The sequence below is a fragment of the Pseudomonas antarctica genome (assembly GCF_001647715.1).
GTDB lineage: Bacteria > Pseudomonadota > Gammaproteobacteria > Pseudomonadales > Pseudomonadaceae > Aquipseudomonas > Aquipseudomonas antarctica_A.
In genome coordinates this window covers 3,494,078-3,508,596 of the sequence record NZ_CP015600.1, presented here as the reverse complement: position 1 = coordinate 3,508,596, position 14,519 = coordinate 3,494,078, and the positions used below count along the sequence as shown (strand labels likewise).

The 14,519-nt window shown below is 58.2% G+C and carries 7 protein-coding genes; all 7 read left to right on the top strand.

All coding sequences use genetic code 11. From position 1 onward, the window contains the following. Positions 1 to 27 precede the first annotated feature (27 nt). Entirely contained in the window at positions 28 to 10,368 is a 10,341-nt protein-coding gene (locus tag A7J50_RS15830; protein ID WP_082895905.1) for a filamentous hemagglutinin N-terminal domain-containing protein, read from the top strand. After that, entirely contained in the window at positions 10,365 to 10,595 is a 231-nt protein-coding gene (locus A7J50_RS15825; protein ID WP_064452663.1) for a hypothetical protein, read from the top strand. The genes A7J50_RS15830 and A7J50_RS15825 overlap by 4 nt, the downstream gene beginning before the upstream one ends. 358 nt (positions 10,596 to 10,953) lie before the next feature. Beyond that, positions 10,954 to 11,421 (top strand): pentapeptide repeat-containing protein, encoded by a 468-nt coding sequence (locus A7J50_RS30755; RefSeq protein WP_082895904.1) that lies wholly within the window; start codon positions 10,954 to 10,956, stop codon positions 11,419 to 11,421. 397 nt (positions 11,422 to 11,818) lie between these two features. Beyond that, complete coding sequence (locus A7J50_RS15815; protein WP_169876735.1) at positions 11,819 to 12,211, top strand: DUF2846 domain-containing protein; 393 nt, start codon at positions 11,819 to 11,821, stop codon at positions 12,209 to 12,211. A gap of 75 nt (positions 12,212 to 12,286) precedes the next feature. After that, entirely contained in the window at positions 12,287 to 12,511 is a 225-nt protein-coding gene (locus A7J50_RS15810) for a hypothetical protein (protein WP_064452660.1), read from the top strand. A gap of 163 nt (positions 12,512 to 12,674) precedes the next feature. Continuing rightward, entirely contained in the window at positions 12,675 to 12,980 is a 306-nt protein-coding gene (locus A7J50_RS30750; protein WP_208604437.1) for a hypothetical protein, read from the top strand. Between the two features lie 241 nt (positions 12,981 to 13,221). Continuing rightward, entirely contained in the window at positions 13,222 to 14,415 is a 1,194-nt protein-coding gene (locus A7J50_RS15805) for an IS4 family transposase (RefSeq protein WP_064452659.1), read from the top strand. The last annotated feature ends 104 nt before the right edge of the window (positions 14,416 to 14,519 follow it).

Below are 14,519 nucleotides of genomic sequence, written 5' to 3'. Positions count from 1 at the left end.
AACGCCCAGTTGCATCGAGAATTTGAAATGGATGTTCGCCAGTTTGCCTTCCTCGCTCGCCAGCCTTCTGCTGCCCTGAAACGCCGTGACTCGTTCATCGGCCTGCCCAAACGCGGGCTGGCGCTGATCCTGGCCAATGCATTGTTCTGGCAGCCGTTGTTGGCCAATGCCGAAGGCATCGTGGTCAGCGCCCCGGGCACCAGCCTGGGCGCGGCGGGCAATGGCGTGCCGATCGTAAACATCGCAGCACCCAATGGCAGTGGCTTGTCCCACAACCAGTTCAAGGACTACAACGTCGGCACCAATGGCGTAATCCTTAACAACGCCACCGACCGCACCCAATCGACCCAACTGGGCGGGATTATCCTCGGCAACCCGAACCTGCAAGGCCGCGCCGCCAACATCATCCTCAACGAAGTCAACGGCGGCAGCCCCAGCCAATTGCGCGGCTACACCGAAGTGGCGGGGCAGTCGGCCAAGGTTATCGTGGCCAACCCGTACGGCATCACCTGCAGCGGCTGCGGTTTCATCAACACCCCGAATGTGACCCTGACCACCGGCAAACCGGTGCTCGACAACGGCCGTCTGGACCGTTACCAGGTCGATGGCGGCGCCGTGACCATCGACGGCCAGGGCTTGAACGCCAGTAATGTCGACCGTTTCGAAATCATCACCCGTTCGGCCAAGATCAATGCCCAGATCAACGCGCGCAACTTGACCGTGGTCGCCGGGCGCAACGACGTTAACGCGCAGACCTTGAATGCGACGGCGCGTGCCGATGACGGCAGCGCCAAGCCGGAACTGGCGATCGACTCGTCGGCATTGGGCGGCATGTACGCCGGTGCGATCAAACTGGTGGGCACCGAAGCCGGCGTGGGCGTGAAACTCGACGGCACACTGGCGGCCAGCGGCGGCGATATCCAACTGGATGCCAATGGGCATTTGAGCCTGGCGCAGACCGCCGCCACCGGCAACATCAAGGTCACCGCACAGAGCGTCAACCTGACCGACAAGGTCTACGCCGGCAGCAGCGTGCAGGTCACCAGCGCCCAAGGCCTGGTCAACCAGAAAAGCCTCGCCGCCCGCGACAGCGTCACCCTGGCCAGCACTGGCCAGGTCACCAACACCGGGATTATCGAGGCTGGCGTCAACGCCGATGAAACGCGCAATGCCAACGGCGATGTCAGCGTGTCCGCGGGCAGCCTTAAAAATACCCAAAGTGTGGTTGCCAGCCGCACCCTGACGGTGACGGCTGCACACAACCTCGACAACCAGAACGCGACGTTGAGCGGCGCGAGCGCGGTGGTCAGCGCAGGCCAAGTGGATAACCGTGGCGGTCGCGTGCTGGGCACGGCATCCCTCAAGGTCAATGCCACGGGCCTGGATAACCGCGCCGGTGGTGTGTTGCACAGCGACAACAGCACCGACGTCACGGCGGCGACCCTGCAAAACCAGAACGGCCGCGTGATCGGCCTCAATTCCCTGACGCTCATTGCCGGGCAAGTGGGCAATGAAAACGGCTTGCTGGCCAGTCAACAACAGGCCCACGTAACCGCCGGCCTACTGAGCAACCAGGCAGGCGAAATCTCCGCCAACCAAACCACCGTTACCGCCACGACCCTGGATAACCGCGCCGGCAAACTGCTGGGCGCCAACCTCACTGTGCTCGCCAGCGGCGCCATCGACAACCGCCTGGGGATCTTCTCGGCCACCAGCCTGCTGACCGTGCAGGCGGCCAGCCTGGACAACAGCGGCCAAGGCACTGTCGCCAGTCAGGGCAACCTGACCGCGAACATTGCCGGGCTGTTTGATAACCACAATCAAGGCAACCTGATCAGCCAGGGCGCGCAACAGGTTAGCGTCGGCCAACTCAACAACGCTCAGGCCGGGCTGGTATCGAGTAAAAACACCCTGGTACTGCACGGCGATACGCTCGCCAACCAGGGCGGCCTGGTGATTGCCGACGGGGCGATGACCCTTACCGGCGGTAGCGTCGACAACAGCCAGCAGGGCGTGATCAGCAGCAAGGCCAATACCCGCATCGAACTGGCCAGCCTGAACAACAGCACTGGCGGCCGACTGAGCAGCGACGGCGGCCTGACCCTCAGCGCCAGTCAAATCGAAAACGGCGCCGGGCGGATCAGCGCCAAGGGCGACCTGCTGGCAACCGTCGGCGTGCTCAACCAACAAGCTGGCGAATTGGTCAGCGAAGGCGTGCTGAGTTTTACCGGCACCGCCCTGGATAACCGCAACGGCGGCCTCATCGCCGCCACCCGTGGCGTAGACCTGTACAGCCCGAGCATTCTCAACCAGCAGGGTGAAATCTCCAGCCAGGCCCGCGTGCGGCTGGGTGCCGATCAACTCACCAACAGTGGCGGCAAGGTCATTGGTGACGGCGGCCTGGTACTGACCGTGCAACGCCTGCTCAACCAGAACAAAGGCCTGTTGGCGGCGCGCCAAAGCCTGCAATTGAACGGCGGGCAACTGGACAACAGCCTGGGCGGGCGGGTCATCAGCCAAACGGGCGTGAACGTCAACCTGAGCGGCGATCTGCTTAACCAAGGGCAGGGCGTGTTACTCAGTGACGGCGCGTTAACGCTCAATGCCCGCACGCTGAACAACAGCCAGGCCGGTGTGATCAGTGCCAAACAACAGCTTGACCTGCGCAGCGCGGGCCTTAACAACAGCCAGCGCGGCAGTATCAGCAGTGACGCCGGGATCCTGCTTAAAACCGGGCAACTGGACAACAGCCAGCAAGGCTCGATCTTCGCCAAGTCCACGCTGCAGGCAAACCTCGCCGGGCTGGACCAGCATGACCGCGGCGAACTGGTCAGCAATACCAGCATCGACCTGGACCTGAACCACGGGCAACTGATCAACCGTGACCACGGCCTGATTGCCACCCCTGGCCAATTACTGCTGCGCAACCTCGGCAGCGTCGACAACAGCCAGGGCGGCGAGCTTTCCAGCACGCAATCATTCCTGTTGGCGGCCGACACGCTGAATAACCGTGGCGGCAAAGTCATCAGTGGCGACAGCTTGCAGGTGCGCATCGCCCAGGCGCTGGATAACAGCGTCGAAGGCGTGGTGTCGGCCGAGAACCTCTTGCAGGTGGAGGCGGGCAGCCTTAACAACCAGGCCGGTGGCGCGATTGCCAGCCGTGGCGCTTTGGACCTCAAGGTCGCTGGCGCCCTGGACAACCGTAATCAGGGCCTGATCAGCGCTGCGACCACGTTGGATGCAACGGCGGGCGCATTGAACAACAGCGACAAAGGCCGGCTCTCGGCCGGTACCCGCCAAACCCTCAGCACCGGCGCGCTGGATAACAGCCAGGGCGGGCAACTGGTCAGTGATGGCAACCTCACGCTGACGGCGGCCGATGTGAGCAACCGCAACGGCGTGATTGGCAGCCAACAGGCCTTGAGCCTGAACGTCGCCAACCTCGACAACACCGCAGGCCTGATCAACAGCCAGGGCGACCTCAGCCTGGCAGGGCAGCATGTGGACTCAAGCCTTGGCGGTGAAGTCTCGGCCAAGGGCAACCTGCAACTTGTCGTGCAACAGCTGATCCAGCGCCAGGGCCGCCTGATCGGCGAACGCGCGGTGGCCATCGACCTGCAAGGCGGCGACCTCGACAACAGCGCCGGCCTGATCAGCGCCAAAGGGCCGCTGAGCTTTGCGCGCCTGGCTAACCTCACCAACCGCGAACAAGGCGAAATCTCCAGCAATATCGGGTTCAGCGTGGCGGCCCAGCGTATCGACAACAGTGATCGCGGGGTCATCCTTAGCACCGATCAACTGCGTGTCGAGGCGAACACCCTGATCAACGCCAACAAGGGCCTGATCTCCGGCTGGAACGGTTTGACCGTGGCCGGCGGCAGCCTCGACAACAGCGCCGAAGGCACGCTGTCGAGCAAAAACGGCAGCTTGCAAGCCAACCTCAGCGGCGCTCTCGATAACCACGCGGCGGGCGCTCTGGTGAGCCAGGGCCTGCAAACCCTCAGCGCGGCGAGCCTCAACAACGCCCAAGGCATCATCTCCAGTCAGGGCGATGTGGGCCTCAGCATTGCCGGGCGCCTGGATAACAGCAACAACGGCTTGATTTCCTCCAGCCAATTGCTGGGCTTCAACCACGCCCAAAGCCAGATCCTCAACCGTGGTGGCCAGATCAGCGCGGCCAACATCAACCTGATCGGCCAGAGCCTGGACAACAGCGCCGGCCAACTGATCAGCCAGGGCAGCCTGCAAGGCACCCTCAGCGGTGCACTGATCAACGCCAACACCGCGCGCCTGGCCAGTGGCGGCGCGTTGCTGCTGAACGCCGCCAGCCTCGACAACCGTGGCGGCCAACTGGTCAGCCAAAACCGGCTCGACCTGACCCTCGCCAGCGGCGATTTGGACAACAGTGGTAAAGGCACACTCGCCAGCCAGCAAGACCTGCTGATCAAACTGCTGACCGGTGACGTCAACAACCAGCAAGACGGCCTGATCTACAGCCAGAAGGGCAAGCTGGAACTTGCCGCACGCACCCTCGATAACCAGCAGGGCACCTTACAAAGCCAGACCGACAACCTGCTGCGCCTCAGCGGCGCCCTCAACAACCAGGGCGGTCGAGTCGACAGCCTCAGCGGCAACCTGGACCTGAACGCGGCCAATGTGGCCAACACCAGCGGCGGCATCCTCAACAGCGGCAAAGGCTGGATCAAACTGGTCAGCGGCCTGTTCGACAACGGCGGCGGCATCACCCAGGCGCAATCGCTGGATATCGACGCCAAGGGCGGTGTGCTCAACCAACTGGGGCACCTGTCCGCCCTGGGCGGTGAAAACCGCATTGTCACCAGCAGCCTGAACAACCAGGGCGGCGGCGTGTATGCCAACACCTTGCTCAAGGTCACCGCCGCAGACTTCGATAACCAGGGCACGGCGGCCAACAATGGCGGCAAGGTCGGCGCCCGCAGCATCGACTTCGGCCTCACCGGCACCTTGAGCAACCGCTTCGGCCTGATCGAAAGCGACGACACCCTGCGCCTTGCCGCGCAAACCCTCAACAACGCTGGTGGCAACCTGCGCGCCATGGGCCGCGCGGGCAACACCGATATCAACGTGTCAGGGCTGTTGGATAACCGCTCCGGCGCGCTGGAAAGTGCCAACGAAAATCTCAACCTGCAAGCCGGCAACCTCGACAACAACGGTGGCCGTATCGTGCACACCGGCAGCGGCAAATTCGACCTGACGTCTGATCAAGTCACCCGTGCCGGCGGCAGCTTTGTCACCAACGGCCAGTTGGACATCAAGGCAGCGAGCTGGACCAACAGCAGCGTGATCCAGGCCGGGCGCTTGAACCTCGACATCGGCCAATTCACCCAGACCGCCAGCGGCCAATTGTTGGGCGCACAAAGCCTGACCGGCACGGGCGACACCTGGACCAACGACGGCCTGCTGGCGAGTGACGGCAGCCTCAACCTCACGCTCAGCGGCGGCTACAGCGGCAACGGCCGGGTCAGCAGCCTCGGCGCCATGACCCTCACCAGCGCCAGCATGGACCTGGGCGAAAACGCCCGCATTGCCGGCGGCGCGGTCACCCAGGTCAACAGCAGCACCCTGACCAACCGCGGGCGCCTGACCGCCCTCGGCGACCTCACGGTAAACGCCACTACCCTGAACAACTACGGCACCTTGGGCGGCGCGGAAAAAGTCCGCCTCAACGCCACCCACCTGCTCAGCGACAGGGGCCTGCTGTTCAGCGGCAACGACATGACCTTGCGCGCTAACGATGTGCGCAACAGCTACGGCGACTTCTACAGCCTCGGCGGCCTGGACATAGCCCGCGACGATGCGGGCGCGCGCAGCAGCCTGATCGAAAACCTCTCCGGCAGCCTGGAAAGTGCCGGCAACATGCGCCTGCTGGCCGACACCCTGAGCAACCGCCGCGACCAGTTCAGCACGGAAAAAAAACTGGTCTCGGGCAACCTCAATATCTATTCCAACGACTTCTGCAAAGGCAAAGGCTGCGAGCTGTACTTCACCTCCGTAGAGAAATACGAAGACGTGCTGGTCGGCAGCTCGGCCTCGGCGTTCATCAACGCCGGTGGCGACCTGACCGTCGGCAGCCAGACCTTCGATAACCTCTACAGCTCGGTGTCTGCCGCCAAGAACATCCTGATCAACACCGACGTGCTGACCAACCGTGGCGCGGCCGGCGGCGAAGAAGTGCACCTGAACTCGGGCTTTTATACCCGTGACCGCAGCTTCTACAACACCTTCATGGAGCGCCAGAACCAGTTCAACGTCTATAACAACCCCAACTCCGGCGACTACCGCCCAGGTGAGATGACCCTGGCCAAGATCATGGCCGGCATCGGTAACTTCTACGAAACCAGCACCTACGTGGTGCCGACCGCCGGCAGCGTTATTGCCCAAGCGGTGATTCAGGCGGCTGGATCGGTGACGGTCAACGCCACGCAAAAAATCGACAACAGCGTGATTCGCCCCAACGCCACCGACATCAAGGCCCCGGCGCAAAACCACAACACCAACTCCGACGTGTTCGCCTCCACGGTGAAACCGGCGATTACCGCGCAACTGCCGCCAGACCTGGCCCAGCGCCAAGTCAACCCGGCCACCTTGCCCGGCTTCAGCCTGCCCACCGGCCAGAACGGCCTGTTCCGTTTGAGCGGCCAACAGGCCAAGGCAGACAGCGCCGCCAGCGCCTCCACGGGCAATGGCGACTTCAGCGTCGGCGGCCGCCAGATTGCCGACAAAGACCGCGAAAAACCGCTGGACTACAGCGCCGTGCAAGAGCGTGGTTTCAGCGTCGATGGCCAGCCACTCAGCGGCGCAGTCAATGGCCAGGGCCCGCTGAATCTGGACAGCCGCGCGCCGTCGGTAACCCGCGTGCAAGGGTTGCCGCAAATCGCCGCGGTCGACAACAGCCACAAATACCTGATCGAAACCAACCCGGCGCTCACCGACCTCAAGCAGTTCATGAGCTCCGATTACCTGCTGGGCAAACTGGGCTACAACCCTGATACCGCCTGGAAACGCCTGGGCGATGGTCTCTATGAGCAACGCCTGATCCGCGAAGCCGTGGTGGCGCGCACCGGCCAGCGCTACATCGACGGCATCGCCAGTGACGACGCGTTGTTCCGTTACCTGATGGACAACGCCATCAGCTACAAGGACTCGCTCAAGCTGCAACTCGGCGTGTCGTTGAGCGCCGAACAAGTCGCGGCGCTGACCCACGACATCGTGTGGATGGAAGAAGCCGAGGTCAACGGCCAAAAAGTCCTGACCCCAGTGCTCTACCTAGCCCAGGCCAACAACCGCCTGGCACCCAACGGCGCACTGATCCAGGGCCAGGACGTGAGCCTGATCACCGGCGGCGACCTGCACAACAGCGGCACCCTGCGCGCCACCAACAACCTGAGCATGGTCGCCGGCAACATCGACAACAGCGGCCTGATGCAAGCCGGCAACCGCCTGGAAATGCTCGCCACCGACTCGATCCGCAACACCCGTGGCGGCATCATCAACGCCCGCGACATCAGCGCCACCGCCGTGACCGGCGACATCCTCAACGAGCGCACCGTCACCACCTTTAAACAGCAAGGCGACGGCTACCAACTGCGCAACGACGTGGCCAGCGACGCCTCGCGCTTCGAAGCCACCGACACCCTCAAGCTCAACGCCGGGCGCGATGTGCTCAACATCGGCAGCGACCTCAAGGCCGGTGGCAACGCCAGCGTGACCGCCGGGCGCGACGTGGTGATCGCCAGCCAGACTGAACAGGACGACTACGCCTACCAACGCCGTCGCGTCAAAGGCACCGAGCAAACCACCCTGCAATACGGCTCGAACGTGGACGTGGGCGGCAACCTCGCCATCGACGCCCGCCGCGACATCGCCGTGGTCGCCAGCACCGTCAGCGCCGCCAAAGACCTCAGCGTCAAAGCCGGCGAAAACCTGACCCTGGCCGCCGCCGCCAACGAGCAACACGACTACTCCAAAGGCAAAAAAGGCGGCACCAAAACCACCACCCAACTCGACACCGTCACCCAACAAAGCGCCGAACTCAAAGCCGGCGGCGACCTCATCGCCATCGCCGGCACCGACCTGACCCTGGTCGCCAGCAAAATCAGCGCCGGCAACGAAGCCTACGTACACGCCGACAACGAACTGCAACTGCTGGCCGCGCAGGACAGCAGCTATTCGTTGTACGACATGAGCAAAAAGGGCGGTTGGGGCAGCAAGAAAACCCAGCGTGATGAAGTCACCCAGGTGACGAATGTGGGGAGTGAGATCAAGACCGGTGGCGACCTGACGTTGCAGAGCGGTGGGGACCAGAAGTATCAAGCGGCGAAGCTCGACAGTGGCGGGGATATTGCGATTGTCAGTGGTGGGGCGGTGACGTTTGAGGCGGTGAAGGATTTGCGGCAGGAGAGTCATGAGAAGAGCAATAACAATGCCTTCTGGGTGTCTTCCAAAGGCAAGGGCAACACCGACGAGACGTTGCGCCAGACCCAAATGGTTGCTGAAGGCAACATCGCGATCAAGGCGGTCGAAGGCCTGAAGATTGACGTCAATCAGGTCAATCAACAGACCGTTAGCCAATCCATTGATGCGATGGTCAAGGCCGATCCCCAGTTGGCGTGGATCAAGGACGCCGAGGCACGAGGCGATGTGGACTGGAGGCAGGTCAAGGAGATTCATGACAGCTTCAAGTACAGCAACTCGGGGTTGGGGCCGGCTTCGCAGATCATTATTGCGATTGTGATGGCGGCGGTGGTTGGGCCTATGGCGGCAGCTGCAGCGGGTGGCGGTACGGCAGGGGCGGTAGCTGGGGCTGTGGCGTCGGGAGCCTCCACCAACGCAAGCGTCAGCGTCGTCAATAATCGCGGCAACCTGGGCGCAGTGCTTAAGGATGTGACTTCTTCGGATGCGATGAAGGGGTATGTGATTGCGGGTGCTACAGCAGGCCTGACCGCTGCTTATTTTGGTGATTGGACGGGGACTCAAACAAACACAATCACTGGGAAAGTTACGACGCCAGGTCTGCTGAATACTTGGAGTGGTGTCGGTAAATTTGCTGCCAACCAGACATTGCAAAGCGGCACATCCATGCTGCTGGGCAAGGCGCTGGGGCAGGGCGGTAGCGCTAGCGATGCGTTGAAAGGCGCGCTGTTCAATACATTGGCGGCAGCGAGTTTCAACCTGGTGGGTAATTACACCCAAGATGTAGTTGCCGATGGATCGGCACCCAAAATTGCGATTCACGCGATGGTCGGTGGTTTGCTGGCTGAGGCTACGGGCGGCGACTTCAAAACCGGTGCGCTGGCTGCGGGGGCGAATGAGGCGCTGGTTACTCATCTGAATACTCTGGTCAAAGGCAATGAAGAATTGCTGACGATGAGTTCGCAGATTGTCGGTGTGCTGGCGGCGGCGGGGCAGACGGACGCAGATGCGGCCGCCATGGAGAAGGGGGCTTGGGTCGCGAAGAATGCTACGCAGTACAACTACCTGGGCGAGCATCAAAAGTCTCAGAGAGCGAAAGAGCTGGCAGAAAGCGAAGATGCACTAGAAAGACTCAGGATCAATACGAAGTGGGAATTGATCGACGCCGGGCAGGACGCCAGCTTTGCGGGTGGGGCAGTGGTTGGCGTGCCGGAAGGGCTACTTGATACGGTCAAGGGCATCTTGGAAGTTGCCGGCAGCCCGATACAGACGTATCGGGCGTTGAGATCCGTGCTTGAAAGTGGGGATGTGCTGGGTAATGTCTCGGACGCCATGAAGCAGTCCTACATCGAACGAATTGACAATCTGGAATCGGAGTATGAAAGAGCCGGGGCGAGTGGATCGTTTAACGCAGGGCGTGAAGCCGGGACGCTGATAAGCGACGTGGTGGCGCTAGGGACAGGGGTTGGGGGAGCGCTCAAAAGCGGGGCCTTGCTCGTCGAAAAGGTCACTGCTAAGGTTGTTAAGGCTGAGTTGACGGTAGCAAAAGCGACTGCTACAACGGGAGAAGTTGTAGCTACTGAAGCCACAAGTGCAAATGCCCAAGCTGCATTGAGAGCGAAACTATCAGGACTACAAAAAGCTCAAGAGACAGCAGCGGTCACTAGAACACTGCCTGATGGCCGTATTCGTTACTACACACAAGAGGTTCCTGCAAGGACAGAAGGACCTACTCGGGGCGCTTCTTTCGCCACGGAGTTTGATCCTAAAACGGGCAGTACGAGGCAATGGATGGAAAGCTATGACCATGCAGGAGAAGTAATCCGTGTCCACCCGAAAAGTATTAATGGGCAGACGGTTGATGCTCAGCACTACCCTCCGACCGGAGCAGAGCTAAAGAGTTGGGGGCAACAATGAGCATGGAAGACATAGTGGCTGACAGACTTGGAAGAGTAGTTGCTGATGGATTTGATATTTTTAAAATATCAAAAGAGGCACTTGATATTTACCAAGATCCAAACCTTTCTCTCGCAAAAGATTTAGACATTGCGTTGTTGTCACTAATGGCAATGGTCGAAGGGCCAGAGTTTGAGATGACAGAAAAAGAATTTTATGATTTTTTATCTAATATTCGACAGATGTAGTTTTCAATATTCCCAACTTGATCAAGCACTATCGACACCGGCCTTGCGCCGGTGTTTTGCACCCTATTTGAGTTGAAGGAAAAATGGGGTCAGACCACTATTCTTCCGGCGAGGGCCCAACGGGGCGGTAATCGCTAATGAGTTTAGTGGGTACTACTGGAAGAGCTGGGCGCCTGAGGTCAGAGCTAAATTTGAGCAGACTCTTAAGCAGTACGATCTCAATGTCAAACATCATCATGGAATGTAATTTATGAAAAAATGGGGTCAGACCACTATTCTTCTAACGGAGCACTAAACGTGGTCTAACCGCTGTTTTTTTCTGTTTTTTTGAAGTTTCACCTTTGGACTGGGATGACAGATGATTACAGTAAGGTTTGAGGCAGGTGACTGCCTAGAGCTTTCTATTGAAACCTTTGTTGGTGCGCATCTTAAAGGTATTAGTTTTCATCGTGCGATATTTGAGGGCTTAGATTTTAGTAAGGCCGACTTTACAGGTTGTGATTTGAGGAATTCTGTATTTTATTTTTCTGTATTGAATGATGCGAGAATGATAAATGTTTCATTGGTTAATGCGATATTGATCGGATCCAAAATGAGAGGGGTTAACCTTTCTGGATCTTTACTTATGTGTTCTGATTTCTCTAAGGTTGACTTTAGCCTGGCAAGCTTAAAAGGTGCCACCGTAGTTGGGGGGACTTTCGAGACGTTGAGTTTTCAGGTGCGGACGTCACTGTTGTCGGGCTGGATCAGTGTAATCTGGAGGGGGCTTCGTACGATGATCAAACTATATGGCCGGAGAGTTTCAATCCCGAAGAACATGGTTTAATAAATAGAAGGCGAAATGGGGACAGATTTATTTAAGCAACAAAGGACCTCGGAAAATTAAATAAAGAAGCGGGTTGCTTTTGTACTCTCTTGTCAGGTCGCCAAACCTGATCGCCATATGGGCGACGGGCCGGAATACAAGCCCCGCGCCCAAACCCCCGCAAGGCATCAAAGTGCTGGCCCACGCACAACGCTTCACGTATTCGTCCCCGAGGCCGATACCCTGGCGATGATTAAACGCATCAAAGAACCCGCGCCGGCCAATCGCCGGCGCTCTCAACCCGCTCTACCGTCACACCACAAGGAAGAAGTACATGATCAAGCTGTTCTGCAAAGCTGCTGTTGTATTGTCCCTGGCCACGCTGTTTGGCTGCTCCTCGACGCCGTCGGTGGAGAAGATGCAGGCTGACGTGGCGAACTACTCGTTGCCCAAGGCCGCGGTCGCCGATAAAGGCCTGGTGTATGTCGTACGCCCAAGCAACGTGGGGATGATGGTGCGGTTCAACGTGTTCCTGGATGACAAGGAAGCCGACTCGGAGATGGGTTACAACCGTGGTAACCAGTACATTTATTTCTTCGTGACGCCGGGTCAGCACGTGATCAGTTCTAAAGCTGAAAACTGGGCTGACATGCCGATCAACGTCAAGGCCGGTGAGGTGGTTTACCTCAAGCAGGAAGTCGAAATGGGCTTCGCCGTGGCGCGCAACAGCCTCAAAGTGCTGAGCGATGTGGAAGGCCGCTATCTGGTCAAGGACGCGTCGTTGGGTACCGTGGCAAAAGAAAGCAAGTAAGTTAAAAAGCGCTTGAGGCGGCCGGGCGCTGAGCTCGGCCGTTGTTGCTGTTTACATAAGCCGGAGTGACACTGTATGGACGCAATTGCCCCCGCTAAACGGCCGACCATTCTAGCCAGCATTGGCCGTCGCCTGCTGGCCCGAATCATCGACTCTGGCGTCGCGGTGCTGATCTTTTTCATCGTCAAGTTCAGCGCCGAGGTGCTTTCGGCGTTCGTCCCCGCCGTGACGGCCAAGGGTGGGTTCCTTGCGGCGTTTTTGAGAAATAAATCTCTCCCCTTTTTTTGCCTCGTACTTTGAAGTGTGACAAAGAGAGCTGGAAAAGGGCGGTAGAGTTGTTTGATTTTCTCAGAACTTTTTTAAAGTAATTAATATAAAGGTGTCTGGGTGGTAAGTGTGATGTTCAATTGCGTAAATGATGCGAAGAAAAAATGGCCTTCAAATAAGTAATCTACGTGAGGTTGTGAAATTGAAAAAATTAATATTGGTCGGCCTCGTTGCTTTGCATTTGACAGGTTGCACGTGGACGGATGCCAGTAAAATTGCACCGGGTGAGTATATGATTACCAGCAGTGGTAGTATTTTCAATTCAAGGGCGGGGCTATTGGAAAATATTAATCAAGAGGCTAAAAAGGCCTGTGGTGGTGCGGATTACCATTTAGAAGGAGACAAAGACGCCAATATGCTCGTTAGCACCGTATCTCATTTGGGGCCTACTCCAACTACAATGCTTGGGCTCAAAGCAGTGTGTGAGGGACGTAGTGAGTAGTTGGAGTGCAAAAGGATAAGCAGATGTTTTTCTGACGCCTGCCTGTCAGAAAATCGGGGTTAGACCCTGAGGGATCCCCACAAAATTACTCCAAGCTCTGCGCTTGATGATGCAAAAAATGCGGTCAGACCCTGAGGGATCCCCGATTTTTCTTACCGAAAATCAAGAAGTTGGAATATTGAAGAGACCTGCATGAGTCGGCAACTTGGTTTGCACCACACAAAAACAAGAACCCGAACCCATGCAGGCCATCCGATTTTTACACAGAGCGCTCGCTCAAGCACTGCCTTCAATCCATTCTCGCCGCCTGACAACGCTGATGAGTTGTGTCAGTTCGTTACTGCAAGGCCGTCGCCTGACGCTGACAGCGCTGGGACGTTTTATGCCAGGTCAGGCGTATCCAAAACATGCGATCAAGCGAGTGGACCGATTGTTGGGTAATCAACACCTCAGAGCAGAGCGGCCACTGTTCTACTGGGTGATGCTGCGGGCGTTGTTGGGCTCTTTGAAACATCCTTTAATCTTGGTCGACTTGTCTCGAATTGATGCCTCTGGCGACGCCTTTTTGTTGAGAGCTGCGGTCCCGTTTGCGGGACGCTCGTTTCCTATTTATGAAAGCGTTCATGAGCGCGAGAGTTGCCCCAAATATCAAAGTCGCCTGCTCAAAACGTTGGCTGCATTACTACCTGAAGGATGCGTTCCAGTCCTGGTCACTGATGCAGGTTTCCGGCGCCCCTGGATGAAGGCCGTATCGGCGCAGGGCTGGTATTACGTGGCCCGCATACGAAATCGTGAGCTTTATCGTCGCGAAAAAAATGACTGGCAGCCTGTGAAGAATTTGTACGCTCTGGCCACCTCATCACCTAAGTCGTTAGGCCGTGTCGAGATGACGCGTAGCGCCCCTCACGTCATCGATTTGTACTGCGTCCGCCATTCAGCCAAGGGTCGCAAGCATCAACGCGTCACCGGCTCAATTGCCAGAAGCAAGCTCAGCCGGCAGTCTGCCAGACGTGAGCGTGAACCGTGGTTGCTTGCCAGCAACTTGAAGCAAGAGGAGTGGAATCCAGCAAGAGTCGTGGCGATTTATAAGCGCCGTATGCAGATCGAAGAAGGCTTCCGAGACGTAAAAAGTGAGCACCTGGGATTGGGCCTGAATCTGCATCGAAGCCATTGTCCAAAGCGCATCGAAGTGTTGTTGTTGATTGCCGCTTTGGCTAACTACCTCATCTTCTTAACGGGGTTGCAGGCACGGGAAAATCAATTGGAGCGGCGCTATCAAAGCAACACCCTCAAAGAGAGGCGAGTACTTTCATTGTGGCGTTTAGGTTTGGAATACTGGCGCAGTTGCACCGATTTTGGTGGCCGAGAACACTTGGAAATATTGGAGCATGCTCTGCGTGATGAGGTGCATCATCAGGCGCAGAGCTTGGAGTAAATTTGTGGGGATCCCTCAGGGTCAGACCACTATTCTACTGGCGGAGCACTAAACGTGGTCTGACCCTGAGGGATCCCCGATTTTTCTTACCGAAAATCAAGAAG

What these genes read in the sequence shown, in the direction of transcription:
- A7J50_RS15830 (WP_082895905.1), top strand. Translation starts at nt 28, where the DNA reads ATGGATGTTCGCCAGTTTGCCTTCCTCGCTCGCCAGCCTTCTGCTGCC.
- A7J50_RS15825 (WP_064452663.1), top strand. Translation starts at nt 10,365, where the DNA reads ATGAGCATGGAAGACATAGTGGCTGACAGACTTGGAAGAGTAGTTGCT.
- A7J50_RS30755 (WP_082895904.1), top strand. Translation starts at nt 10,954, where the DNA reads ATGATTACAGTAAGGTTTGAGGCAGGTGACTGCCTAGAGCTTTCTATT.
- A7J50_RS15815 (WP_169876735.1), top strand. Translation starts at nt 11,819, where the DNA reads ATGCAGGCTGACGTGGCGAACTACTCGTTGCCCAAGGCCGCGGTCGCC.
- A7J50_RS15810 (WP_064452660.1), top strand. Translation starts at nt 12,287, where the DNA reads ATGGACGCAATTGCCCCCGCTAAACGGCCGACCATTCTAGCCAGCATT.
- A7J50_RS15805 (WP_064452659.1), top strand. Translation starts at nt 13,222, where the DNA reads ATGCAGGCCATCCGATTTTTACACAGAGCGCTCGCTCAAGCACTGCCT.